This window comes from Vibrio gigantis (assembly GCF_024347515.1).
Classification (GTDB): Bacteria; Pseudomonadota; Gammaproteobacteria; order Enterobacterales; family Vibrionaceae; genus Vibrio; species Vibrio gigantis.
In genome coordinates this window covers 2,195,479-2,220,334 of sequence record NZ_AP025492.1, presented here as the reverse complement: position 1 = coordinate 2,220,334, position 24,856 = coordinate 2,195,479, and the positions used below count along the sequence as shown (strand labels likewise).

Sequence of the window (24,856 nt, the reverse complement as noted above, 5' to 3'; positions counted from 1 at the left end):
TACCTTATACTTTCTTTAGCGCTTTGATTTGAACTAGGTTTGTATGCTGAGGGTTACCCTTAGCAAGTGGGCTCGGGCGCTGAGTAGTCAGCACGTTGATAGAGCCTGCATGGTCGATCTTCTGACCATCGGGTGCGTACCATGCACCTTCGCCTAGCGCGACAACTCGAGGAAGAATCCTTGGTGTCACTTTCGCTGGAATATGAACTTCGCCACGGTCGTTAAAAATGCTGACCATGTCGCCGTTTTCAATACCGCGATCTTTTGCATCGATTGGGTTGATCCACAACTCTTGTGGTGCCGCAGCTTTGATCTCTGCAACGTTACCGTAAGTGGAGTGGGTACGAGCCTTGTAGTGGAAGCCTGTTAGTTGCAGTGGGTACTTCTCTACTAATGGGTCGTTATGGCCTTCGAAAGAGTCCGCGTAAATTGGAAGCGGGTGAATCACTTCGTCTTCTTTTAGCTTCCAAGTCTTCGCAATCTCAGCCAGTTGCTCTGAGTAGATCTCGATCTTGCCACTTGGTGTGGTTAGTGGGTTCGCTTCAGGATCTTTACGGAAATCTTCGTAAGCGATGTAGTGGTGGTCATAGCTACGCTTGTAGATACCTAGTTCTTTCATCTCTTCGAAGGTTGGCAGTGTAGGATCGTTCTTACGAGTTTCTGCGTAAAGGTGCTCAATCCATTGCTCTTGAGTACGGCCTTCAGTGAACTCTTTTTCAACGCCCATGCGTTTAGCAAGCTCAGTACACATCTCGTAGATAGATTTAGCTTCGAACTGAGGTTCAATCGCTTTCTGTGCGTAGATGAAGTAAGGCATGTTTGATGCTTTACCATCCATACACCAGTCGTCTTGCTCTGATGTGGTTAAGTCAGGCAGGATGATATCGGCGTATTTCGCTGAAGAAGTCATATGGTTATCAACCACAACAATCATTTCACACGCACTTTCATCTTGAAGAATCGCGTGCGTCTTGTTGATGTCTGAGTGTTGGTTGATGATGCAGTTACCAGCGTAGTTCCAGATCATCTTGATTGGGTTTTTAAGGCGCTCTGCACCACGAACACCATCGGTGATGTCGGTCATTTCATGGTGACGGTAAATTGCGTCGGTCCACATGAACATTGAAATTGAAGTTTCAACTGGGTTTGGCACGGTAGGGAAGCGAACAAACGGAATGTTGATGTCACTTTCACGAGCACCGGTTGAACCGCCAGACACACCCACAGAACCAGTTAGTAGTGACAACATTGCGATAGCGCGACACGCTAACTCACCGTTCGCAGTGCGTTGTAGGCCCCAACCTTGGTGGATAGCGCATGGTTTCGCTGTACCCATCTCACGAGCAAGTTTAACGATTGTATCGACTGGGATACCCGTGATCTTAGAAGCCCATTCAGGAGTCTTCTCTACACCATCATCACCTAAACCTAGGATGTAGGATTTGTAGTCGCTGTTTTTCGGCGCTGATGCAGGAAGGGTCTTCTCATCGTAACCGACACAGTATTTGTCTAGGAATGGTTGATCGACCAAGTCTTCAGTGATCATCACATGCGCAAGGCCTGCAACCAATGCAGCATCCGTAGAAGGGCGAATTGGGATCCATTGATCTTCACGGCCACCGGCAGTATCGGTGTAACGTGGATCGATGATGATCGTTCTTGCGTTTGATTTATTTTTGCTTTCAACGTAGTGGTGGATTAGACCGCCGCCAGACATACGTGTCTCAGCAGGGTTGTTACCAAACTGGATGTTAAGCTTAGTGTTCTCTAGGTCAGAGAAAGAGTTGTTGTTTGCCCAACCACCGTAGGTGTAGCTCAAACCTTTCGCGATTTGCGCTGTTGAGTAGTCACCGTAATGGTTTAGATAACCACCACTTAGGTTCATTAGACGAGCAATTAGCGTTTGAGCTGGTGGCCAAGACTTAGTGACCGTCCCGCCCAGCGTCCCGGTACCGTAGTTTAGGTAGATAGTGTCGTTACCGTAGTCTTTGATAAGGCGTTGCATGGTGCCAGCGACTTCGTCGTAAGCCTCTTCCCAGCTAATACGCTTAAACTTACCTTCACCACGCTTACCCACACGCTTCATTGGGTATTTTAGGCGGTCTGGGTTGTAAACACGGCGGCGCATAGAGCGACCACGTAAACACGCACGAACTTGGTGATGACCGTATTCGTCAGTACCGGTGTTGTCTGTTTCTACGTATTTGATTTCACCGTTTTGTACATGCATACGTAACGGGCAACGAGAGCCACAGTTTACTGTACATGCACTCCATACGACTTTCTCGTCCACGTTTTCAGCAACCGCAGCCGCTACTGGTTTGGATTTGAAAGGTAAAGCGATACCGCCTGCGAGTGCGGCTGCACTACCTACCGCAGAAGAAGCTTTCATGAAGCTTCTTCGAGTAAGATTCATTACCCCAGATTCTTTCTTATTCGTCATTCTAAGATGCCTATTGTTATTGAAGTCTAGCACTTTATAGGTAGTTTTGTTTTTGTCTTTTAATATTTAAATATTGATTGATAGGTATCAAATAAGAATTAAATTTAAAGGTTATGAATTTAATGTATAAATTAGATCAAAGAATGAAATAGTTTTACTAATATAATTGTATTTAAAACCTATTACGGCATAAATAATAATGATTATCGATACGCATAAGCTATTGGGTTCGCTATTTTATCAAGCGACAAGTAAAGAACAGTTAATCACCATTGTCGAAGCTTTGGTGGAGAGTAAAGTGCTCTCAGAAGGTTGTTTGCTGGCACTGAGAAGCGAACAGGAAGAAGCACTCTCAGCGGAGTTTAGTCGCCTATTTGAAGGGGTTGGAGACATGCCAGCTCCGCCTTGGGGTTCTGTGTACCTAGATAAAGATCGCGTTGTGTTCGGCGCTTCTACAGTAGAGTATCGCCAGTTTTTAGAATTTAATCAGATTGAATTAGATACAGGGTTAAGAGAGCCGGAAGATCAATTTGGTTTAATGTTATTCGCTCATGCGTATTTGTTAGGGAATAATAATATCGATTCAGCTCGTGAATTACTTGAGCGTCACTTATTACCTTGGTCTTCTGCTTATTTAGACAAATTAAATACAGCATCAGATTTATCATTTTATAAGAAGCTATCAATTGATGTGATAAATTGGCTTGAACAATTAACATCTGAATATAATTTAAACGTTGCCACTAAAAAGTTATATATCGACTAATGTCTGAACAAATAAATTCAAATAGACGCGGTTTCTTAACTCGACTTTCTAAACCGGTTAAAGCAGCCGCGAGTTATGAAGAGATATCACAGCGCTTGCATGCAAGACCACCAAAAGCGGTCGATGAGGTGCTGTTTGAGCGTCTTTGCGACGGTTGCGGGTTGTGTGAGCAAGCGTGTCCGAATAGCGTTATTGAGATGCTAGAGGGCAGTGCGCTACTGAATTTGGATTACAACAGTTGTTCTATGTGTAACAAATGCACTGAAGTGTGTCCGACTGGCGCACTTCATCCAACAGTCACACCTTATATCGACCTCAAGCCTAGCTTTGCTGATAGCTGTAACAATTACATGCAAATGGATTGCAATGCGTGCCAGACCGCGTGTTCAGCAGGTGCGATACACATCGAAATAGGAGAGTTGCCTACGGTGGAAAAAGATACGTGTAATGGTTGTGGGGAGTGCCGAAGCGCTTGTTATATTGGTTCTGTGACTCTTAACCTGACTCAGCAATAAACGTTGGTTTGGTTGTGAACGCCAGTAAGACTCAGGTTTTGTTATCGGTGAGTTGGTCTCCTATACCAAAGACACCAATAGAAAAAGGGTCCGCATTCCAATTGGAGGCGGACCCTTTTTAATACTTATCATCTCTGATTAAACGGTCATTCTAAATAAAGCCAAGTGAACTTGAGCCGAATAGTTCAGGCGCGCTTCTGTTTACTTCGATGGATCACATTACTCAGCGATAAATCGGTTTTTGCTTTACAGATACAAGGCAAGATTTCATTGCCTTGCGTGTAAGCCATAGCAAAACCAACGTACTCGACTTCACCAGAATCCAACGTACAGCGGCATGCACCACAGTGGCCATCTCGGCAGTTGTATTCTGGTTCTAAGCCCGCTTGTTCCATTGTTTCCAATAGAGTATTTGACGGGTTAGATTCAATCGAAGTCAGCTTGTTGATCTTGATTGTTGGCATTACAGCTCAAACCCTTCAAAGTCGTCAGCTTTTACTTCGTTGTCGATTTGGCCAACTAGGTAAGAACTGATTTCTGCTTCTTGTGGAGCAACTTGCACGTTGTCTGAAGACAACCAAGCGTTGATCCATGGAATTGGGTTAGACGTTGCTTCTGGGTAAGCGGTACCTAGACCAACAGCCTGCATACGAATATTGGTAATGTACTCAACGTATTGGCACAGAATGTCCTTGTTCAGACCAATCATAGAGCCATCTTTGAATAGGTATTCTGCCCACTCTTTCTCTTGCTCTGCGGCTTCTTTAAATAGGTCGAAACACTCTTGCTTGCACTCTTCAGCGATTTGCATGAATGCGAAGTCGTCTTGACCGTTACGTAGCAAGTTGATCATGTGCTGAGTACCAGTAAGGTGAAGTGCTTCATCACGAGCGATTAGCTTGATGATTTTAGCGTTACCTTCCATTAGCTCACGCTCAGCGAATGCGAATGAACAAGCAAAACTAACGTAGAAACGGATTGCTTCTAGCGCGTTTACCGACATTAGACATAGGTAAAGTTTCTTCTTCAGGTCGTGAAGTGAAATCTTAACGTCTTCGCCGTTGATGCTGTGGTTGCCTTCACCGTAGCGGTGGTAGTCAGCCGTTAGCTTGATTAGGTCGTCGTAATAGAAAGCGATGTCTTTAGCACGCTTAAGGATCTCTTCGTTTTCAACGATGTCATCAAATACTACACCTGGATCGTTCACGATGTTACGGATGATGTGCGTGTAAGAACGAGAGTGAATCGTTTCAGAGAAAGACCATGTCTCAATCCAAGTTTCCACTTCTGGTAGTGATACCAATGGAAGTAGGGCAACGTTAGGGCTGCGGCCTTGGATAGAATCTAGAAGCGTTTGGTACTTCAAGTTAGAGATGAAGATGTGTTTTTCATGCTCAGGAAGTTTGTTGTAGTCGATACGGTCGCTAGACACGTCTACTTCTTCTGGACGCCAGAAGAAAGAAAGCTGCTTCTCGATAAGCTTTTCGAAGATTTCGAATTTTTGTTGGTCGTAACGTGCAACGTTAACCGACTGACCCAAGAACATTGGTTCTTTTAGTTGGTCATTTTTTTGCTGAGAAAAAGTACTGTAAGCCATAAATGCCTCAAATCCTTTAAAGACCCGTAATAAAACGGACCCTGTTAATGCTTTAAACCCAGAGAAGATAGCTCTTCTCTGGGGTCTTAATATTTATTGCGGTTTAGATCTTACAACCGCCGCCTTCACAATCTTCTTCCGGCACTTGAACTGCATCGCCTTGGTCGTCTTTAGCACCATCACGAGTGTTATGGTAGTAAAGGGTCTTAACACCGTATTTGTACGCTGTCAGTAGGTCTTGAAGCAGCTTCTTCATTGGTACTTTACCGCTGTCGTAAACACTTGGATCATAGTTAGTGTTTGCAGAGATAGCTTGGTCAACGAATTTTTGCATGATACCCACTAAGTGCAAGTAACCATCGTTATTACCAATGTTCCAAAGTAGCTCGTAGTTCTCTTTAAGATTTAGGAAATCTGGAACAACTTGCTTCAGGATACCGTCTTTCGATGCTTTTACAGATACGTAACCACGTGGTGGCTCGATACCGTTAGTGGCGTTCGAGATTTGAGACGATGTCTCAGAAGGCATAAGCGCTGTTAGCGTAGAGTTACGCAGACCGTGCTCCATAATCTCTTCACGTAGAGAATCCCAATCGTAGTGCAATGGCTCTTCACATACTAAGTCGATATCTTTTTTGTAAGTATCGATTGGCAGTAGGCCTTTCGCGTAGTTGGTCTCGTGGAAAGATGGGCAACGACCTTGCTCTTTCGCTAGTTCAACAGATGCTTTTAGCAAGTGGTATTGAATCGCTTCAAAAGTACGGTGAGTCAGGCCATTTGCGCTGCCATCAGAGTACTTAACACCATTCTTCGCTAGGTAGTATGCGTAGTTGATAACACCCACACCTAGAGTACGACGGTTCATTGTCGACTTGTATGCCGCTGGAAGCGGGTAATCTTGGTAATCAAGAAGTGCGTCTAGAGCACGAACAACCAGCTCAGAAAGCTCTGCTAGGTCGTCAAGTTCATTGATTGCGCCAAGGTTGAATGCTGAAAGCGTACATAGTGCAATTTCGCCTTCGTCGTCTTCTACATTAGAAAGCGGCTTAGTTGGTAGTGCGATTTCTAGACATAGGTTCGATTGACGAACAGGGGCAACTTCAGAATCAAACGGGCTGTGTGTATTACAGTGGTCAACGTTCTGAATGTAGATACGACCAGTAGAAGCACGCTCTTGCATTAGCAGAGAGAATAGCTCAACAGCTTTTACTGTTTCACGCTTCACTGATGGATCGTTTTCGTACTTAACGTATAGTTCTTCAAAACGGTCTTGGTTTTCGAAGAATGCATCGTAAAGGCCAGGTACGTCAGAAGGTGAGAACAGGCTGATGTTGCCACCTTGAACAAGACGTGAGTACATAAGCTTGTTCAGCTGCACACCGTAGTCCATATGACGAACACGGTTCTCTTCAACGCCGCGGTTGTTTTTCAGTACTAGTAGAGACTGAACTTCACCGTGCCATAGTGGGTAGAACACTGTTGCTGCGCCACCACGAACACCACCTTGAGAACAACATTTTACTGCTGTTTGGAAGTATTTGTAGAAAGGGATACAGCCAGTGTGGAACGCTTCACCATTACGGATTTCAGAACCAAGCGCACGGATACGACCTGCGTTGATACCAATACCAGCGCGTTGAGATACGTAACGAACAATTGAGCTTGCTGTTGCGTTGATTGAATCAAGGCTGTCACCACACTCGATCAGTACACAAGAACTGAATTGACGAGTAGGCGTACGTACACCAGACATGATCGGTGTAGGTAGAGAAATCTTAAACGTAGACGATGCGTCGTAAAAACGTTTGATGTAGTCAAGACGAGTCGATTTCGGGTATTTAGCGAATAGACACGCAGCAACTAAAATGTAAAGGAACTGAGCACTCTCGTAGATTTCTTTCGTTACACGGTTTTGCACGAAGTATTTACCTTCAAGCTGCTTAACCGCCGCGTAAGAGAAGTCTAAGTCACGTTTGTGGTCGATATACTCGTCAAGCTCTTCGAATTCAGCTTTCGTGTAGTCTTCCATAAGGTGGCTATCGTATTTACCCATATCAACCAGTTTTGCAACGTGGTCAAACAGTGCAGGCGGCTCGTATTCGCCGTACGCTTTTTTACGTAGGTGGAATACTGCAAGACGTGCTGCAAGATATTGGTAATCTGGAGTCTCTTCAGAGATTAGATCCGCTGCTGACTTGATGATTGTCTCATGGATATCAGTAGTGGTAATGCCATCGTAAAACTGAATGTGAGCTTTCAATTCTACTTGTGATACAGAAACATTGTGCAAGCCTTCAGCTGCCCATGTGATCACGCGATGGATTTTTTCTAAATCGATCGTTTCTTTGCGCCCGTTACGCTTGGTAACAGTAAGTTGTTGGTTCATTCTGCTTAATTTCCCTAACAAAACTGAACAAGGCCGTGTTTTTGTGTATTTCTGTGTAATTTTTGTAAATTACGTTTCGGCTTTGTGATCTTGGTCTACCCATATATTGTAGTTCAAACACAACATATAGGGGTCATTTGTTTGTTGGGTTACAAGATAGTGCTACAACTGATATTTTTCAAGGTAAAGAAATGGGGTTGCTTGTGGATAAGTGGTGGATTGAAAAAAAACTGTAAGTGACCACTAACTGATGAGGTTAGATGTCACTTGATTGTATAAAAGTCGGCTTTTAATGATGCTTTATTTTTGCACGGTCATAAAAAAAAATCCCTTGATCTTTGGCCAAAATGGGCGATGGACTTTGGGCGATTAAATTTAAATCGAGATGGTCAAAATGGAAGCTAGAGCACGAAATTTAGACTGAAAAAAGTCGCAAACTTATGGTAATTGCAACTCTTTTCATTCGTCTTTTTTACAAAAGGTTTTACGGTAGGGCTACCGATATTTTTTAGCCAAAGTTTTGAGTGTGAACGATGTAGTTTACGTCTACATTTGTGCCTAAACGGTAAGTGTCCGTTAACGGATTATAGTGCAGTCCCGTAATGCCTAATTCTTGCAGCGGCGTGTTATCAATCATTTTGATAAGTTCGGCAGGGCGAATGAACTTATCGTGTTCATGAGTACCTTCTGGAACAATCTTCAATAGCTTCTCTGCGCCAACAATCGCAAACAAGTAAGATTTGAAGTTACGGTTTAACGTAGAAAAGAATACATGGCCGCCAGGTTTCACCAGCTTCGAACAGGCAGTGATAACAGATTGTGGGTCAGGTACGTGTTCAAGCATTTCCATGCACGTTACCACATCGTAGGTGTGTGGGTTCTGCTCTGCATGGTCTTCTATCGTACTCTGGATGTAATCGAGTTTGGTGCCTGTTTCCAATGCGTGAAGGCGTGCTACTTCTAGCGGCTCTTTACCCATATCTAGGCCAGTCACTATCGCACCTTCAACCGCCATGCTTTCAGCTAGAATGCCGCCGCCGCAGCCAACATCGAGGACTTTCTTGCCAAATAGGCCTTCAGCCTTCTCTAATACGTAATTTAGGCGCAGTGGGTTGATTTGATGTAGCGGCTTAAATTCGCCTTCTAGATCCCACCAGCGTGACGCCATGTCTTCGAATTTCTTGATTTCTGCTGGGTCTACGTTCTGTGATTTAGTCATAATCGGCATTTCCAAGTTAAATAATGCATCCATGAAATTGCAGGCATTATAACTTGCCTTTTCGCGCTGACCAGAAGATCTACAATTTTGCTAGTTTATTGGATGTAAAGTGACCATGTTTCAGCAAGATATGATGCGGAGGTGCAATTTCTCATCAATTGATTGGCTACAAGGGTCACAAGATGGTAAAAGGAGTGGGAAAGTGATGCCTCCGTAGGTAAATTTGTGTTATATTTTTCGGTCTTATACGTATTCAAAAATACGATCTGACTATAGAGGGAAAATGGCTCTATGAGCGATCTAGCGAAAGAGATCACGCCCGTAAATATTGAAGATGAGCTTAGAGGTTCATACCTAGACTACGCGATGTCCGTCATCGTTGGTCGTGCCCTTCCAGATGTGCGTGATGGCCTAAAACCAGTACACCGCCGCGTTTTGTTCGCGATGAATGTACTAGGTAATGATTGGAACAAACCATATAAAAAGTCTGCTCGTGTAGTAGGTGATGTAATCGGTAAATACCACCCGCATGGTGATAGTGCTGTATACGATACAATTGTTCGTATGGCTCAACCGTTCTCACTGCGTTACATGCTAGTTGATGGCCAAGGTAACTTTGGTTCTATCGATGGCGACTCCGCGGCTGCAATGCGTTATACCGAAGTTCGTATGGCGAAAATTGCTCACGAGCTCCTGGCTGACCTTGATAAGGAAACTGTGGATTACGTACCGAACTATGATGGTACAGAACAAATTCCAGCAGTACTTCCTACAAAAATTCCTAACCTATTGGTAAACGGTGCTTCTGGTATCGCAGTAGGTATGGCTACCAACATCCCACCACATAATCTTGGTGAAGTTGTTGATGGCTGTTTAGCATTTATCAATAATGAAGATATTACTATTGATGAGCTAATGGACTATATCCCTGGTCCTGACTTCCCAACAGCAGCACTTATCAGTGGTCGTAAAGGCATCGTAGATGCATACAAGACTGGCCGCGGTAAGGTTTACATGCGTTCAAAAGCGGATATCGAAGTAGAGAAGAATGGTAAAGAGACCATTATCGTTACTGAGATCCCTTACCAAGTAAACAAAGCTCGTTTGATCGAGAAGATTGCTGAACTGGTTAAAGATAAGAAAGTAGAAGGCATCAGTGCACTGCGTGACGAGTCTGATAAAGACGGTATGCGTATTGTTATTGAATGTAAGCGTGATGCAGTAGGCGAAGTGGTTCTTAACAACCTATACGCTCAAACTCAACTGCAAACGACTTTCGGTATCAACATGGTTGCGTTGAACAACGGTCAACCACAGTTGTTCAACATTAAAGACATGCTTAAGTGCTTCGTAGACCACCGTCGCGAAGTTGTGACTCGTCGTACTATCTTCGAACTGAAGAAAGCGCGCGACCGTGCACACATCCTTGAAGCATTGTCTCTGGCACTTGCTAACATTGATGAAATCATTGAACTGATCAAGAGCGCGCCAACACCAGCAGAAGCTAAAGTTGGTTTAGTGTCTCGTGGTTGGGATCTTGGTAACGTTGCTTCAATGCTTGAGCGTGCTGGTACAGATGCGGCTCGTCCTGATTGGTTGGAAGACCAATACGGCATCCGCGATGGCCAGTACTTCCTAACGGAAACACAAGCGCAAGCTATTCTAGAACTTCGTCTTCACCGCCTAACTGGCCTTGAGCACGAGAAGATTCTAGACGAGTACAAAGCACTTCTAGAAGAAATCGCTGAGCTAATGCACATTCTTGCAAGCACTGAGCGTTTGATGGAAGTAATCCGTGAAGAACTTGAAGCGGTACGTGAGATCTATGGCGACGAGCGTCGTACAGAAATTACAGCGGCAGTTCATGACATCGACATGGAAGAGCTGATTGCTCAAGAAGACGTTGTAGTAACGCTTTCTAACGCAGGTTACGTTAAGTACCAAATCCTAAGCGACTACGAATCTCAACGTCGTGGTGGTAAAGGTAAGAGTGCAACTAAGATGAAAGATGAGGATTACATTGAGCGTCTGCTTGTTGCTAATACTCACGATAACATCCTATGTTTCTCTACTCGTGGTAAGACATACCGCCTGAAAGTTTACCAACTACCATTAGCAAGTCGTACTGCTCGTGGTAAGCCTATCGTTAACATTCTTCCTCTAGAAGAAGGTGAGCGTATTACAGCTATCCTGCCTGTTTCTGAGTTCTCTAACGAGAAATTCATCTTCATGGCAACAGGTGACGGTACCGTTAAGAAGACATCACTGGATCAATTCGCAAACGTACGTGCTAACGGCCTAATCGCAGTTAACCTACGTGACGACGATTCACTGATTGGCGTTGATATCACTAACGGTGATAGCGACATCATGCTGTTCTCTAAATCGGGCAAAGTTGTTCGCTTTAACGAGGACAAGGTACGTGCAATGGGCCGTACTGCCTCTGGTGTTCGTGGTATGAAGCTTCCAGAAGACGATCAAGTGGTTTCACTGATTGTTCCTTCTAACGAAGGCGATATCCTAACTGTGACTCAAAACGGTTACGGTAAGCGTACTGAGCTAGCAGAATACCCAACGAAAGGCCGTGCAACGCAAGGTGTAGTATCTATCAAAGTCTCTGAACGTAATGGCCCAGTTGTTGGCGCTGTTCAAGTTGAAGAAGGCGATGAGATGATGATGATCACCGACGCAGGTACGCTAGTACGTACTCGCGTAGCGGAAGTAAGCCAAGTCGGTCGTAACACTCAAGGTGTAACACTGATTCGCACTGCTGAAGACGAGAATGTTGTAGGTCTACAACGTATCGACGAAGTAGAAGAAGCTGAGATTGTAGAAGGCGAAGCTGAAGAAGCTAATGCTGAAACTACCAACGCTGAAGTTTCCGAATCAAGTGAAGAGCAAGCATCAGATGCTTCTGACTTTGAAAGTGATAGCGAGCAAGACTCTGAGTAATCTCTATTACGTTAAGTAATTAAGCTTACCATTAAAAAAACCGAGCCTAAGTGCTCGGTTTTTTATTACCTGTTATTTGTGGGGCGTGGTCTGAATTTGTGATCGCTAAAATCTCGATAGCAAACCTTGATCAATATAGAGATGAGAGGAAAACGATAGAGTAGGGACTGGATAGAAAGGAGTGTGGAATGGACATCTGGTTGTTGATTGCGTTGGTGTTAATGAGCCTGTTTTTGATTGTGGTCGTAATTGCGGCGAATAAAAACAGCAGTCATCTAAAAAGCAATGTAGTGGTTTCGCTTACTGCTGTGACTTTGAGCGTGCTTGTTTGGTCTCAACTAAAACAAGAGGTACCTAAACTTCCTTTGGACGACAACAATAATTACACGGCAACAGATTTCCAAGATGAGCTTCAGCAAAGCTTAGAGCAAGACCCGAATCAATCCGATTTGTGGTTTAAGCTTGGTGGTGTGTACATGCAGAAAGGGGAGTTTGATGCAGCGTTCACCTGTTACGACTACGCGATTCGTTTAGATCCACAAGCCCCCTCTGGTCTCTATGCGGCCAAAGCAACGGCACTTTACTATCTTAGTTCTCAAGCCATGAGCGATGACGTGAATGCATTATTGGATCAGTCAATGCAGCTTGATCCCAATGATCGTACAGCATTGATGCTGATTGCGACCGATCACTTCATCAGTATGCGCTATCAACAAGCGATCGATGCATGGACTCAAATCCTCGATTCCAATCAAAAGGGGATTGATCGTGTTTCTATTATTCATTCGATCAACCAAGCCAAACAGATGATCCGCTAGGCTTAGTTAATCGGCTGTTCTTACTGATTGGCTTTTGAAGCTATTTGTCTATGAGGCGATTAGCCTTTGAAACGACTTACCTTTGAGGCGATTAGCCTTTAAAGCCATTAATCTCTATTGCTATTGGCTCTCTTGCATTTCGATTAATCCACCTGCGTTATGGATTTGAGTAAACCCTTGAGCTCGCAAGAATTGATAGGCTTGTCCTGAACGATTACCACTGCGGCAATACAAAACGATGGGTGTATCTTTATCTATCTTAGCGAAGTGAGTCGCCACTTCAGAAAGAGGGTAGTTGATGGCGTTGTCTAGATGTCCTTGTTCGAACTCTGCAGGTGTTCTGACATCAACGACTAATGCGCCTTTCTCTATTAAATCCCACCCTGTTTCAGCGCGCTCAGAGGCGTGAACGCTTGAACTAAGTAGTGTCAGGCATAATGCTGAAAGCGAAAGTAAGGTCTTCATTCTTGATTCCTTGAGTTAGCAAATGGGTATTTTCAGCTAAACATTTTGTTGAATGTCTAAAACCTAAAAAAACCAGCCACATCGTAATAGTGTGACTGGTTTTTACGTAATGGTCTAATTGAAGAAACTAGTATTCGTAGTTGGCTTCACGCTTTTCAGCTTGCTCTTCCCATTTAGGAACAACCGTGTCTAAGAAATGCTGTTTCTCAGCGTTCATCTTATCCATATCCATTCCAAGCGCTTTTTGAGCCGCTTCTTTGGTTGAGATATCTGGAATCTCGATTGGATCAGTGATGCCTTTCTTCGCCAGTAGACGAACTATCTTAGTTCGAGCATCTGCCGCGCGGTCGACAGCTGTACCTAGCACTTCTAGAGCGATTTCAGGAGCGTGCATATGAACACCATGAGATGCGATAGCGTAGTCCCAACGCCATTGAGCATGACGGATATCCAGCAGGATAGGTTCCATCTCTTGTTCTGTTGCACCTGCGTCCCATGCCGCGCCAGCTTCAAAGTGAGCGGCAACGATTTGCTTCTCAGCAGTTAACTTCATGTTCAGTACTTGCGCTTTACGGCTTGAAACGATGTTACGCATGGTCTCTTTAGACTGAGTGTGGCAGTTTGCACAGGTATCTTCGAAGCGGTCAAATGGGTTGCCCACTTTATGATCGGTATAAACCGTGCCGTCTTCTTTGGTTACTTTTGGCATATGACAGTCAACACAAGCGACTTTGTTCTTGCCATGGATACCTTCACGCCATGTTTCATAGCCAGGGTGCTGTGCCTTAAGCATTGGCGCTTTAGATACTTTGTGCGTCCAATCTTTAAAGCCTATTTCATCGTAATATTCTTCCATTTGCTCAACACGAGTCCCCTTGTCCCAAGGGAACTTCACGCCTTTTGTTGGGCCTGTGAAGTAGTATTCCACGTGGCACTGAGCACAAACGGACGCTTGCTGATCTAAACGACCTTGGTCTTCAAACTTCTTACCAATCGCATCAAATGCGCGCTCAACATAAGGACGAGTCACCTTCAGTGCTGGTTCACCATTTTTAAAGCCTTCGCTTTGGGTATCGTGACAGTCTGAACAGCCAATAGGGTTAATGATCTCGCTGCCAAGACGCGCCCACTTACCTTCGAAGTAACCGTCTTCGCCACGCTCTTCAATAACACGTGCTACGTCTGGGCTCTTACAGCTCCAACATGCCATTGGCATTGGGCCTGAGCTCTCATCCGTTGGGCCGCCAGTACGAAGCGTTTGTCGTACATCGTCAATCGCATAAAAGTGACCACGTGCTTTGTTGTAATCTTTTGCGAAGCCGTAGCCAGCCCACATGATAACCATGTTGGGATCTTCTTTTAGTGCGTCTTCTATTGTTTCGCTTTCTGAAGTTTGTCTCCATGAATGATATTGATCTGGGTGGTTTTGCTCGAACTGGTCGTTACGAGGGTCGCCAATTTCTTTTTGTTCAGACGCAGCAAAACTGGTCGCGCTTGCTAGTGATGCGCTAACCATTAATAGTGCTGTGATCGAATTACGTATCCAATGCTTTTTCACAGTGATATCTCCAATATACTGATTCTTATACCAAGCGTTGTGAGTTTGCTATTCAAATTAAGAATTGGAGAATTGCTGTTTATATTAATTCATAAACAAACACATTTTGTTACGTCTTGGGTATTGCTTGTTTTAGATCAATTAATGACAGTGACTTTAATCACGTTGAAGTTTATATACCCCTTTAGGGGTATTGGTGGCGAGTGGTACTGGAATTTAATTGAGAATTATTATCATATATAACAATCATTTGCCTCAATTGACCATGGTATAAATAGGGTGATTGCGTTCACAGATTAACCCATTCAAATTTCGTATTACCTAATTAGAGGTATATTCTAACCATAGAAAGCGTTGTGGCTTATCCAAAATAAGAATTGATATCATTTAAGCGGTAATAATATCGTTTAAGGGTACTTTTGTTTAACCGGAATATTATTTAGTTGAGAGTTAAATAATGCCGGTATAAGGAAAGGATAAAATGGGCAATATTAAATTGGCCATAGTCATAATGCTTAAATCCCTTCTAGCATTCTGCCTCTATGGTTATTCCATTCATGCTGTTGCTGAGCCTGCTGTTACGCCAGTAGGAGAATCAACAAGACATGAAGTCGAATTAATCCGCGACAAAGATTACAAGTGTGTTCAATGCCATAAAGATTCCAAAGAAACGGTATTGGGCTCTCACGGTGAAAGCGCACACGCTTTACTTGGCCGCGAAGTGAATTGTACTGATTGTCATACCTCTATTGGCCCCGATCACCGTGAAGGTGCACCTGAAGTGGTGAAGTATCGCTCGGCTCAATCACAACCGGGAACTGAGAAGGTTTTCCTAGATCCAAGCTTAATTTTAGATGCGAATAGTCAATGTATAGATTGTCATAAACCGGATGATCTTCGTGAAGCTAGCTGGACTCACGATGTTCACGCACAAAACTTAACGTGTTCAAATTGCCACGATGTTCATGCGACCGAAGCGAAGGTGCTGGGCTTAGATAAAAAGCAAACCATTAAGCTATGTGTGGATTGCCATTCAGACTTCAACCAGAAGAAAGAAGGGGAGTAATCTATGAGCTGCTCAAGAAGAAACTTTTTAGCAGGTGCTGGTGCCGTTATCTTCACCACTGGTGTTGCAGGAACGGCGGCGGTAACAAGTCGTAAAACATTGGCTAATGTTCAAGAAGATGGTGCCAAGCGTTATGGAATGATTCATGACGAAACCGCTTGTATTGGTTGTACTGCTTGTACAGAAGCATGTCGCGAAGTGAACAAAGTGCCAGAAGGTGTATCGCGTTTAGAAATTATTAAGAGCGAGCCTCAAGGCGAATATCCGAATGTTGATTACCGTTTTACTCGTAACTCTTGTCAACATTGTGATAATGCGCCCTGCGTGATGGTTTGCCCAACAGGGGCGGCCTACAAAGATGAAAAAACGGGCATCGTTGATGTGCATAAAGAGAAATGTGTCGGCTGTGGTTATTGTCTATTGGCATGCCCTTATCAAGTGCGCTTTTTCCATCCTGAGAATAAATCGGCCGATAAATGTAACTTCTGTCGCGATACCAATCTTGCACAAGGTAAATTGCCTGCTTGTGTTGAATCTTGCCCTACCAATGCGCTGATATTTGGCGATTTAAATGACCCTAAGAGTGAGATAAACCAGGTGCTTAAATCTGAGGTGGTTTACAGAGATAAAGCTTATCTAGGTACTCAGCCAAAACTCTATAAAGTGCCACACCAAAAAGGGGAGATCTGATTATGAGTGCATGGGACACAGCTTTTCAGTCTGGTACCGTGGTATGGGACTGGATTATAGCAATCTATCTATTTCTCGCGGGGATGTCGGCAGGGGCCGTAATGATCTCCATTTACCTAAAACGTAAAGTCATTGAAGGTGATCCTGCCCATAATGGTGTGTTAAAGGCCACGGCTTTTCTTGCACCATTTGGGATCATTTCAGGTCTGCTGATCTTGGTTTTCCACCTAACAAAACCGTTATCCTTTTGGAAGATCATGATCTTCTATAATCCAACGTCTGTGATGTCGATGGGTGTGATCTTATTCCAAGTGTATATGGTGATCTTGTTCCTTTGGATCGGCATTATCTTTAGAGATCAAATCGTCGTGTTCTTGAATGACCAAACATGGTTAAAAGGACGACTCGATTTCGTTGGTAGCTGGATTGGCAAATTAGAAGTGTTTGAGAATGCTTTAGAAATATTCTTAGCTGTTCTTGCTCTGATGCTTGCTGCTTATACAGGATTCCTGCTTTCCGCTCTAAATACCTTCCCACTGTTGAATAACCCAGTGCTGCCGATTTTGTTCTTATTCTCGAGCTTATCTTCGGGTGCAGCAGCATGTATTTTATTTGGCGTACTGGTCTTTAAAGAGTCGCCTCATAGCCCAAGTATTTCATGGATCCACGGATTCGAACGCCCGGTCGTGATGTTTGAGTTGTTTGTTCTTATTACTTTCTTTACTGGGCTTATTTTCGCTGGTGGTCAAAGTGAGCAAGCAGTATGGAACGCAATTGGCAGTGGTTTCTGGGCGAGTTGGTTCTGGTACGGCGTTATCGGTGTCGGCATGGTTTTACCATTGTTGTTGAATGCAGTGACACCAACTTCAATTCGCCATAGCTCGCTGTATATTTTCTCGGTGACTTCGCTAAGCCTAATGGGCGTGTTAATGCTACGAACTTTTGTCCTTTATGCAGGGCAGTTAACGATAGCTTAATTTCGCTCAAGTTTATTAGTGAGTGGATGTTGGATACTGAACATCTGCTCACTAAATTTCTTTTCGCTGAGTAACGACAGCTAGTCGAGTAACATGAGCTAGTTGAGCAATAAATGCTAATAATGGTTTAACTTGGCTCTGCTTAGGTAGAGCCTTATTGAGGTGATATGGTCGGTTCTTTGGGGCTGTTTAGTTTAGTGTTGGTTGCTGTACTCAGTAGCATTATTGGTGTGCATTCGTTTTATCAAATGCTAAGCAAACGGACGCAAAATATAGGTTTAATCCGCAGTTTCTCTCTTTCAAGTGCACTGTTCTCTCTCACTTCTGTCGCACTGCTTGGCTATGCCTTCGTCACTGATGACTTCTCTATCCTCTATGTTGCTGAACATTCGAATACTCAACTGCCCTCATTTTTTAAGCTCGCAGCCGTATGGGCAGGCCATGAAGGTTCATTGCTATTTTGGGTGTTAACCATTAGTTGTTGGTCGGGTGTGATTGCCTTACAAAAGCAATATTCTACGGAGTATCAGAGCCGTGTGTTATGGGTAATGAATATGTTACTCGCGATATTTGCTTGGTTCACCTTATTCGCATCAAACCCATTTGAAATGAATTCGATTTTGCCGCTAGAAGGGCGTGACCTAACCCCAATGCTGCAAGACGTCGGTTTGATATTCCATCCGCCTCTCTTGTATTTGGGTTATGTTGGTTTTTCTGTTGTATTGGCATTTGCTGTTGCTGCTTTGCTAGTTGATCCTATTGAGTTTGATTGGGTTACTCATTGTCGCAGTTGGTGTTTAGTCGCTTGGATCTTTTTAACCGCAGGGATCATTCTTGGCTCTTGGTGGGCGTATTACGAATTAGGTTGGGGCGGTTGGTGGTTCTGGGATCCTGTTGAAAATGCCAGCTTGTTGCCGTGGCTGACTTCAACAGCTTTACTCCATAGCCTAGGCGTAGCTAAGGGCAAACAACAGCTCCTGAAATGGTCTCTAAGCCTTGCTTTTATTACGTTTTGCTTGAGTATCTTGGGTACCTTTATTGTTCGTTCTGGCGTACTAACATCGGTACATGCTTTTGCTGTCGACCCAACCAAAGGTATCGCACTGCTGCTTATATTGGTTTTGGTGCTCGTGAGCTCATTTTCTCTGCTTATCGTCAGAGGAGAGTCTTTTGAATCAAGCCCGATTACCAGTTTCGCCAGTAAGAGCTTTTTGAGTTTAGTCGCGGTGCTTATTTTTGTACTGGCGACTGCTATCGTGGTGTTTGGCACGTTTTATCCAATGGTATTCGAGCTGCTTGGGCTGGGTAATATCTCGGTCGGTGCTCCTTACTTTAATCTATTAATTGCACCTTTGGCTTTGCTTGCGTTAGCCGTTGTGGGCTTAGCGCCTTTGTTGAGTATCAAGCCTCAAGCATCGAAAGGCGCTATTACGTTAATAGCTCTAGTATCTATTTGTCTCGGGTTCGCCTGTTACGGTTTGCAAGTAGAGAAGATCCAAGTGATGGCTCTGATAACATGGTCACTGGCATTTTGGGTTTTACTCACTCATGTTTATGGCTTGATGGTGACGCGCCAAACCAAGTTCCAACGTAAAGTCTGGGTGATGACCTTTGCTCATGTCGGGGTTTCGGTATTAGCGGTAGGTGCTGCAATGAATAGCTACCACTCGTTTGAGCGCAGCTATAAACTAAGCCCAGGTACACAAGTAGAGTTCATGGATTGGACCCTTTCTCACCGCAATACTGAGCTATATGTCGCCTCAAATTTTACCGCAGAGAGGGCGATACTAGGCTTAGAAGCTGATGAGAAAAGCTTTTTCATCGAGCCAGAAAGAAGACACTACCAAGTTCGTGTCATGAACATGAGTGAACCTGCAATGAAATGGTTCTGGCATGGCGATGTTTATATAACTATGGGCGAGAAAGTAGATTCCACCGCTTACGCGTTTCGTGTTCAGTACAAGGCGTATGCGCGCTGGATCTGGTTTGGTGGGTTGTTCTCCATCATCGGCGCTTTACTCTCATTAGCTCATCGTAAAAAGAAAACAGTTAAGGCGTCTCAGTATGCATACCAGCGTTCGTAACAAGTTAATTGGTCTAATTGTCCTAGCATTAATTGTGGTGCTGGGGTTTGTCTTTGCGCTTGATAACAAACAGCAAATCACCACAGTATCGACACAACAAAGAGTTTTTCCTGTATTCACCTCTACAGCGTTAGTGGATAGCGAAGGCATCAGAAGTAAACAGGAACTGACGCTAAAGGACGTAACTCAGCACCCTTACCAGTTAGTGAATGTGTGGGCTTCATGGTGCGGGATCTGTAAAACGGAGCATGCGTATTTATTGGAGCTTCAAGACCAAGGCATTCCAATTATTGGACTTAACTACAGAGATAACCCAGCCGCCGCTATTAACGTGCTATCGAATGATGGAAACCCTTATTCAAAAGTAATTAGCGATCCTCAAGGTAAGCTGGCGCTAGAACTCGGTGTAATAGGGACCCCAGAGACATATTTAGTTGATGCCAAAGGAAATATTGTGAAGAAGTTAATGGGCGTTATTAACGAATCTGTATGGCAAGATGAACTCGCCATATATTTTGATGGTGTGGATGGATGATGCGATCTTTAGCCCAAATAACATTATTAATCTCTATGATTATTACGATGAGCTTGCCCGCAGTCGCAGAAGATTTGTTTACTCCCAGTGATAAGAGCACCAGTATTCAAGTTGAGTTGTTTGAATTTGAAAGCCCAGAACAACAACAACGTGCTATTAGCTTAGCGAAAACGTTGCGCTGTCCTCAATGCCAAAACCAGAACCTGATTGAATCAAACTCTCCGATTGCAAAGGACTTACGCCTTGTTGTGTTTAATATGGTGAAAACAGGGAAGAGTAATAGTGAAATTACTCAATATATGACAGAAAGGTTTGGTGAGTTTGTACTTTATAAACCGCCGATGAAGGTTTCAAATCTATTACTTTGGTTGCTACCGAGCGTATTATTTCTCTTATTTATATATTTATCAGTAAAAAGTGTTAGAAAGCGCTCATAAAAATTGTGCATTGGTGTTTACCAATTGATCTGTATTTTGTAACATTAAAGAATTATAAAGGCTAAGCACTGCTATATAAGGATGTATCTGTGGATAATGTAATCTCAAATTTAAAGAAAGAGTTCCATACTCATGTCCAGTCAGACAAATGGGCAGAGAGATACAGTGCTAAGTCGAGCATTTCTACGCTAACGCAAGAAGAGTTAACCGAATTAGAGAATGCTTGGGTGCAACTTGTCATCTGGAAGCAAACTCAAGTAAGTTAAGCGTTCTGTAAAAAAGTGTAGTTTTAGCCGAAACTGTTTAATTTATAACCCCATGTTGGTCATCCCAATGTGGGGTTTTTTCTTGCTTGAAAAATTATTGTTATATTATAACAATTTGTGCGTGGTCGACCTTGAAAAAAATTGTTAACAGCCCCATAGTGTCTATTATTAGATAGTTAGCTACAAAATATTGCCTAGACATATAGTGTAGTGATGTTAAACACACCTAATTCAAGTGAGTATAGATATGGCGGAAGTGCGTGCCAGAATAGATTTCAAAGTAGGGGTTACAAGCAGTATTGATGCTGAACTTCTGTCTTTCCATGGGTTGAAAACAGATAAAGAGCATGTTGCTGTGATATTTAAATCAGCAGACAAGACACAAGACATACCTCTTGTTCGTATGCACTCTGAGTGCCTGACTGGTGATGTTTTCCATTCTTCTCGCTGTGACTGTGGCGAGCAGCTCGACGAAACCATTAGAATTATGGGCGAGACTGGCGGCGTGATTCTTTACTTACGCCAAGAAGGTCGTGGTATTGGTTTATACAACAAAATCGATGCGTACCGACTGCAAAGTGAAGGTATGAATACCTACGAAGCCAATAACCATCTAGGTTTTGGCGATGACTTACGTGATTTTACCGAAGCTGCTGAAATGCTACGTGCTTTAGGTACGACAAAAATCCGTTTAGTAACTAACAACCCTAAGAAGATCAACGAGCTGAAGTCCTTTGGTATTGAGATTGAAGAAGTGGTGAATACCTCTGCTCATATCAAGTCGGGTAATGAAAGCTACTTGAAGGCAAAAGTCTCACACGGTAAGCATAATTTGGATATCTGATTAGCCTTCTTTGTTACGCTTAACACAAAAATGTTCAAAGACCTCACAAATGTGAGGTTTTTTTGTATTTGTCTTGCAATAAAATTGTAAGTTTGTATTATTCGAATCCATAGTGCAAATGATAATGGTTTGCACTATTACTACGAATAATAATTTAAAGCTCAACAAGGATGCTTCATGACTATCAAATCTTTAGTGACAAAAGCCGTAACTTCGTCACTCATTTTTGCCTCTGCTTCTTCTTTCGCTGCAGTAACTCAAGATCAAGTTGTAGAACATTACGCAGATATTGCACATGCGGTATTTGCAGATTCAGTAATCACAGCAAAAGCGTTGAACTCTTCTATTGATACCTTCTTAGCTTCTCCTTCTGCTGGCAACTTCGAACAAGTAAAACAAGCTTGGCTTGAGTCTCGCGTACCATACCAACAGTCAGAAGTATTCCGCTTTGGTAACGCTGTTGTTGATGATTGGGAAGGTCAACTAAACGCATGGCCGCTAGATGAAGGTTTGATTGATTACGTATCTTCTGATTACCAATATGAGCTTGGTAATGAAGGCGCTAGCGCAAACATCGTTGCTAACAAGACTTTTCAAATTGGTCAGACTACCGTTGATGCAACCAACATTACTCCAGAGCTAATTGCAGATTTGAACGAGATTGGCGGTTCTGAAGCGAACGTAGCGTCGGGCTACCACGCAATTGAATTCCTACTTTGGGGTCAAGATTTAAACGGCACAAACAGCGGTGCAGGTGAGCGTGCTTACACTGATTTCGTTGTTGGCGCTGAGTGTACTAACGGCAACTGTGACCGCCGTGGCGCATACCTAAAAGCATCTGCTGAGCTACTTATCCAAGACCTGGAGTGGATGGAAAAGCAATGGGCTGAAGGCGAGAAAGGTAACTACCGTCAAGAGCTTCTTTCTGAATCTAGCGAAAACGGTCTACGTAAAATGCTCTTCGGCATGGGTTCACTTTCTCTAGGTGAGCTAGCGGGCGAGCGTATGAAGGTGGCATTAGAAGCAAACTCTACAGAAGATGAGCACGATTGTTTCTCTGATAACACGCACAACTCTCACTACTACAACGAGCAAGGCATCTACAACGTTTACACGGGTTTATACAAACGTGAAGACGGTACTCTACTTTCAGGCCCAAGCCTGTTTGATCTAGTTGAGCAAAAAGACGAGCAAGCGGCGAAAGAGATTCAAAAGCAGTTTGACCTAGCACGTGCACAAGTAGGCCAACTAGTAACATCTGCTGAAAAAAACAACCAGCACTTCGATCAGCTAATCGCTGCTGACAACGCCGCAGGTAACGCGCTAGTAAACAAAACAATTGTTGCGCTAGTGTCTCAAACTGCTGCAATTGAGCGCGCTGCTGGTGTGATTGGCATTGATAGCCTAAACCCAGACACGGCTGATCACGAGTTCTAAGAACCCGAAGCTAAAACGAATGTAAGGGCTCTCATTGAGCCCTTAATTGTTTGCTATATAAGAAAGTCATTCCCTCATAAAAACTAAAATCAAAAACACAGCAAGGCAATGTATGAAGTCGTATCTTTCAGCCTCACTATTAACCGCACTGTTTTTCTTATCTCCGTTACACGCCCATGAAACCTACTCGGGTGGCAAAACAACCGTGAAGAAAGAGGGAGCGAATGCTTTTTCCCTTCCTGCAGCCAACCTACCAATGAGTAAACGCTTAGATTTCAGCGTAGGTAACAGTTTTTTTAGAAACCCTTGGGTGCCTGCACCGTCATCAACCGATGCTCGTGATGGACTTGGCCCACTGTTCAACACCAACGGTTGTCAAAACTGTCACATTAAAGATGGTCGTGGTCACGCACCAGAAAAAGGTGATGAGAACGCCGTATCCATGTTGGTTCGTCTAAGCATTCCGGCAGAAACACCGGAGCAGAGACAAGCCTTTATTCGAGATGGCGGTATTCCTGAGCCAACTTACGGCGGTCAGCTACAAGACTTTGCACTTCAAGGGGTAAAACCAGAAGGTAAAGTGAACATCAGCTACACTGATGTGCCTGTTACCTTCAAAGATGGCACGGTCGTTACTCTGCGTAAACCAACTTTAAAAATCACTGAACTCGCGTTCGGTGAGATGCACCCTAAAACAGAATTTTCAGCTCGTGTTGCGCCGCCAATGATTGGCCTCGGTTTGCTTGAGAGCATTCCACAAGAAACGATTCTTGGCTTCGCGAAGCAACAAGTCGCGGACAATCAAGGCGTATCAGGCAAAGCCAATTACGTTCTTGATGTTCAAACAAACGAAATGGCACTGGGTCGTTTCGGTTGGAAGGCCGGGCAGCCAAACCTAATGCAGCAAAATGCGGCAGCGTTTAACGGTGATTTGGGCTTAACAAGCAGCTTATTCCCGAACGAAAACTGCACCTCAGCCCAATCAACCTGTGACGATTTCCCCAATGGCGGTGAACCAGAAGTTAGCGATAATATCCTCGATTTCGTTGAGTTCTATTCTCAGCATTTAGCGGTTCCAATTCGTCGTAATGTTGATGACTCTGAAGTTGTTCAAGGCAAACAATTGTTCAAAGATATTGGTTGCCAAAGCTGTCACCAAGCTGAAATTCGTACAGCTAAGCGCGAAGGTTTGCCTGCGCTATCTAAGCAGTTAATCAGCCCTTATACCGATATGTTGTTGCATGATATGGGCGAAGGACTAGCGGATAATCGTCCAGAGTATCTAGCGAATGGACGCGAGTGGCGAACCACACCATTGTGGGGGTTAGGTTATACCAAAGAAGTGAATGGTCACACCTTCTTGCTGCACGATGGACGAGCAAGAAACGTTATGGAAGCGGTGCTTTGGCACGGTGGTGAAGCTGAAATGGCGAAACAGAAGGTTCTGTCTTTGAATGCGAATGAGCGCGAAGCATTGCTGGCATTTTTGAACTCGCTATAGGCAGTCGGAAGCTAAGCGTCTCAACGACTGAGTTAGCACGAATAATAAGTAACTTATACCAATCACAGTAAGTAAGTGATCATAAATAGCGCAGGAAAAAGGCTTAAGAACAAGGCAGAAATTTTCGATAAGTAGTTATTCTACAATTAAAATTTCTAACGCAGTTATTGAGAGTTTTAACCAGCTAGGATGACCAGTTATTTACTACGATTGGTATTAAAACACACAGCCGCTGAACTTGTAGGAATACGAGCTCAGCGGTCGTTTCATATGTATTTAACTCATATAATTAAAAGAAAA

At 43.7% G+C, this 24,856-nt stretch carries 21 protein-coding genes; 14 read left to right on the top strand and 7 right to left on the bottom strand.

Going from position 1 to position 24,856, the window contains the following annotated elements; translation table 11 throughout:
- Window positions 1-4: 4 nt before the first annotated feature.
- Window positions 5-2,443, bottom strand: coding sequence for a DmsA/YnfE/YnfF family dimethyl sulfoxide reductase (locus OCV56_RS09715; protein ID WP_086713616.1), 2,439 nt, complete (start codon window positions 2,441-2,443; stop codon window positions 5-7).
- A 199-nt stretch (window positions 2,444-2,642) separates the two neighbouring features.
- Here OCV56_RS09715 and OCV56_RS09710 point away from each other — a divergent pair, with 199 nt between their 5' ends.
- Window positions 2,643-3,209: a TorD/DmsD family molecular chaperone gene (locus OCV56_RS09710; protein ID WP_086713615.1), complete on the top strand. Its 567-nt coding sequence runs from the start codon at window positions 2,643-2,645 to the stop codon at window positions 3,207-3,209.
- Window positions 3,209-3,724 carry a ferredoxin-type protein NapF gene (gene napF, locus OCV56_RS09705; RefSeq protein ID WP_086713614.1) on the top strand — a complete coding sequence of 172 codons (516 nt, stop codon included), beginning with the start codon at window positions 3,209-3,211 and terminating at the stop codon, window positions 3,722-3,724. The genes OCV56_RS09710 and napF overlap by 1 nt, the downstream gene beginning before the upstream one ends.
- Window positions 3,725-3,909: 185 nt before the next feature.
- Here the strand turns inward: napF and yfaE are convergent, their stop codons facing one another.
- The 4 genes from yfaE to ubiG all read right to left on the bottom strand — a co-directional run bounded on the left by yfaE (window position 3,910) and on the right by ubiG (window position 8,959).
- Window positions 3,910-4,188 carry a class I ribonucleotide reductase maintenance protein YfaE gene (gene yfaE / locus OCV56_RS09700; protein WP_086713613.1) on the bottom strand — a complete coding sequence of 93 codons (279 nt, stop codon included), beginning with the start codon at window positions 4,186-4,188 and terminating at the stop codon, window positions 3,910-3,912.
- Complete coding sequence (gene nrdB, locus OCV56_RS09695; protein ID WP_086713612.1) at window positions 4,188-5,321, bottom strand: class Ia ribonucleoside-diphosphate reductase subunit beta; 1,134 nt, start codon at window positions 5,319-5,321, stop codon at window positions 4,188-4,190. The genes yfaE and nrdB overlap by 1 nt, the downstream gene beginning before the upstream one ends.
- Before the next feature lie 103 nt (window positions 5,322-5,424).
- Window positions 5,425-7,707 (bottom strand): class 1a ribonucleoside-diphosphate reductase subunit alpha, encoded by a 2,283-nt coding sequence (gene nrdA / locus OCV56_RS09690; RefSeq protein WP_086713611.1) that lies wholly within the window; start codon window positions 7,705-7,707, stop codon window positions 5,425-5,427.
- Between the two features lie 508 nt (window positions 7,708-8,215).
- Complete coding sequence (gene ubiG / locus OCV56_RS09685) at window positions 8,216-8,959, bottom strand: bifunctional 2-polyprenyl-6-hydroxyphenol methylase/3-demethylubiquinol 3-O-methyltransferase UbiG (RefSeq protein WP_086713610.1); 744 nt, start codon at window positions 8,957-8,959, stop codon at window positions 8,216-8,218.
- A 258-nt stretch (window positions 8,960-9,217) separates the two neighbouring features.
- Here ubiG and gyrA point away from each other — a divergent pair, with 258 nt between their 5' ends.
- Together gyrA and OCV56_RS09675 are read left to right on the top strand one after the other, a co-directional pair.
- Window positions 9,218-11,878 (top strand): DNA topoisomerase (ATP-hydrolyzing) subunit A, encoded by a 2,661-nt coding sequence (gene gyrA, locus OCV56_RS09680; RefSeq protein WP_086713609.1) that lies wholly within the window; start codon window positions 9,218-9,220, stop codon window positions 11,876-11,878.
- 188 nt (window positions 11,879-12,066) lie between these two features.
- The gene (locus OCV56_RS09675; protein ID WP_086713608.1) at window positions 12,067-12,696 is read left to right on the top strand and encodes a TPR domain-containing protein; all 630 of its coding nucleotides are present in this window, start codon (window positions 12,067-12,069) and stop codon (window positions 12,694-12,696) included.
- A 120-nt stretch (window positions 12,697-12,816) separates the two neighbouring features.
- On the opposite strand, the gene OCV56_RS09670 is transcribed toward OCV56_RS09675, so the two are convergent.
- Both OCV56_RS09670 and nrfA read right to left on the bottom strand, forming a co-directional pair.
- Window positions 12,817-13,161: a rhodanese-like domain-containing protein gene (locus OCV56_RS09670; protein ID WP_086713607.1), complete on the bottom strand. Its 345-nt coding sequence runs from the start codon at window positions 13,159-13,161 to the stop codon at window positions 12,817-12,819.
- A 127-nt stretch (window positions 13,162-13,288) separates the two neighbouring features.
- Entirely contained in the window at window positions 13,289-14,719 is a 1,431-nt protein-coding gene (gene nrfA / locus OCV56_RS09665; protein WP_190960462.1) for an ammonia-forming nitrite reductase cytochrome c552 subunit, read from the bottom strand.
- A 481-nt stretch (window positions 14,720-15,200) separates the two neighbouring features.
- On the opposite strand from nrfA, the gene nrfB reads away from it, so the two are divergent.
- The 10 genes from nrfB (at window position 15,201) to OCV56_RS09615 (ending at window position 24,556) form a co-directional block, all read left to right on the top strand.
- On the top strand, window positions 15,201-15,785 hold the full coding sequence (nrfB, locus tag OCV56_RS09660) for a cytochrome c nitrite reductase pentaheme subunit (protein ID WP_086713605.1): 585 nt from the start codon (window positions 15,201-15,203) through the stop codon (window positions 15,783-15,785).
- A 3-nt stretch (window positions 15,786-15,788) separates the two neighbouring features.
- A complete protein-coding gene (nrfC, locus tag OCV56_RS09655; RefSeq protein WP_086713604.1) occupies window positions 15,789-16,475 on the top strand; it encodes a cytochrome c nitrite reductase Fe-S protein in 687 nt (228 codons plus the stop codon).
- Window positions 16,476-16,477: 2 nt separating this feature from the next.
- Window positions 16,478-17,452 (top strand): cytochrome c nitrite reductase subunit NrfD, encoded by a 975-nt coding sequence (gene nrfD, locus OCV56_RS09650; RefSeq protein ID WP_086713603.1) that lies wholly within the window; start codon window positions 16,478-16,480, stop codon window positions 17,450-17,452.
- A 167-nt stretch (window positions 17,453-17,619) separates the two neighbouring features.
- Window positions 17,620-19,536, top strand: coding sequence for a heme lyase CcmF/NrfE family subunit (locus tag OCV56_RS09645; RefSeq protein ID WP_086713602.1), 1,917 nt, complete (start codon window positions 17,620-17,622; stop codon window positions 19,534-19,536).
- Window positions 19,517-20,071, top strand: a complete 555-nt coding sequence (locus tag OCV56_RS09640) for a DsbE family thiol:disulfide interchange protein (protein ID WP_086713601.1) — start codon at window positions 19,517-19,519, stop codon at window positions 20,069-20,071. The genes OCV56_RS09645 and OCV56_RS09640 overlap by 20 nt, the downstream gene beginning before the upstream one ends.
- Window positions 20,068-20,508 carry a heme lyase NrfEFG subunit NrfF gene (gene nrfF, locus OCV56_RS09635; protein WP_086713600.1) on the top strand — a complete coding sequence of 147 codons (441 nt, stop codon included), beginning with the start codon at window positions 20,068-20,070 and terminating at the stop codon, window positions 20,506-20,508. Before OCV56_RS09640 ends, nrfF begins: the two co-directional genes overlap by 4 nt.
- A gap of 89 nt (window positions 20,509-20,597) precedes the next feature.
- Window positions 20,598-20,774, top strand: coding sequence for a hypothetical protein (locus tag OCV56_RS09630; RefSeq protein ID WP_017060980.1), 177 nt, complete (start codon window positions 20,598-20,600; stop codon window positions 20,772-20,774).
- 247 nt (window positions 20,775-21,021) lie between these two features.
- Window positions 21,022-21,618 (top strand): GTP cyclohydrolase II, encoded by a 597-nt coding sequence (locus tag OCV56_RS09625; RefSeq protein ID WP_009848836.1) that lies wholly within the window; start codon window positions 21,022-21,024, stop codon window positions 21,616-21,618.
- A gap of 177 nt (window positions 21,619-21,795) precedes the next feature.
- Entirely contained in the window at window positions 21,796-23,055 is a 1,260-nt protein-coding gene (locus OCV56_RS09620; RefSeq protein WP_086713599.1) for an imelysin family protein, read from the top strand.
- A 112-nt stretch (window positions 23,056-23,167) separates the two neighbouring features.
- Complete coding sequence (locus OCV56_RS09615; protein ID WP_086713598.1) at window positions 23,168-24,556, top strand: di-heme oxidoreductase family protein; 1,389 nt, start codon at window positions 23,168-23,170, stop codon at window positions 24,554-24,556.
- The last annotated feature ends 300 nt before the right edge of the window (window positions 24,557-24,856 follow it).

Bases quoted from the DNA above. Each gene is read 5' to 3' on its own strand.
- OCV56_RS09715 (WP_086713616.1), bottom strand. From the start codon at position 2,443: ATGACGAATAAGAAAGAATCTGGGGTAATGAATCTTACTCGAAGAAGC.
- OCV56_RS09710 (WP_086713615.1), top strand. From the start codon at position 2,643: ATGATTATCGATACGCATAAGCTATTGGGTTCGCTATTTTATCAAGCG.
- napF (WP_086713614.1), top strand. From the start codon at position 3,209: ATGTCTGAACAAATAAATTCAAATAGACGCGGTTTCTTAACTCGACTT.
- yfaE (WP_086713613.1), bottom strand. From the start codon at position 4,188: ATGCCAACAATCAAGATCAACAAGCTGACTTCGATTGAATCTAACCCG.
- nrdB (WP_086713612.1), bottom strand. From the start codon at position 5,321: ATGGCTTACAGTACTTTTTCTCAGCAAAAAAATGACCAACTAAAAGAA.
- nrdA (WP_086713611.1), bottom strand. From the start codon at position 7,707: ATGAACCAACAACTTACTGTTACCAAGCGTAACGGGCGCAAAGAAACG.
- ubiG (WP_086713610.1), bottom strand. From the start codon at position 8,959: ATGGATGCATTATTTAACTTGGAAATGCCGATTATGACTAAATCACAG.
- gyrA (WP_086713609.1), top strand. From the start codon at position 9,218: ATGAGCGATCTAGCGAAAGAGATCACGCCCGTAAATATTGAAGATGAG.
- OCV56_RS09675 (WP_086713608.1), top strand. From the start codon at position 12,067: ATGGACATCTGGTTGTTGATTGCGTTGGTGTTAATGAGCCTGTTTTTG.
- OCV56_RS09670 (WP_086713607.1), bottom strand. From the start codon at position 13,161: ATGAAGACCTTACTTTCGCTTTCAGCATTATGCCTGACACTACTTAGT.
- nrfB (WP_086713605.1), top strand. From the start codon at position 15,201: ATGGGCAATATTAAATTGGCCATAGTCATAATGCTTAAATCCCTTCTA.
- nrfC (WP_086713604.1), top strand. From the start codon at position 15,789: ATGAGCTGCTCAAGAAGAAACTTTTTAGCAGGTGCTGGTGCCGTTATC.
- nrfD (WP_086713603.1), top strand. From the start codon at position 16,478: ATGAGTGCATGGGACACAGCTTTTCAGTCTGGTACCGTGGTATGGGAC.
- OCV56_RS09645 (WP_086713602.1), top strand. From the start codon at position 17,620: ATGGTCGGTTCTTTGGGGCTGTTTAGTTTAGTGTTGGTTGCTGTACTC.
- OCV56_RS09640 (WP_086713601.1), top strand. From the start codon at position 19,517: ATGCATACCAGCGTTCGTAACAAGTTAATTGGTCTAATTGTCCTAGCA.
- nrfF (WP_086713600.1), top strand. From the start codon at position 20,068: ATGATGCGATCTTTAGCCCAAATAACATTATTAATCTCTATGATTATT.
- OCV56_RS09625 (WP_009848836.1), top strand. From the start codon at position 21,022: ATGGCGGAAGTGCGTGCCAGAATAGATTTCAAAGTAGGGGTTACAAGC.
- OCV56_RS09620 (WP_086713599.1), top strand. From the start codon at position 21,796: ATGACTATCAAATCTTTAGTGACAAAAGCCGTAACTTCGTCACTCATT.
- OCV56_RS09615 (WP_086713598.1), top strand. From the start codon at position 23,168: ATGAAGTCGTATCTTTCAGCCTCACTATTAACCGCACTGTTTTTCTTA.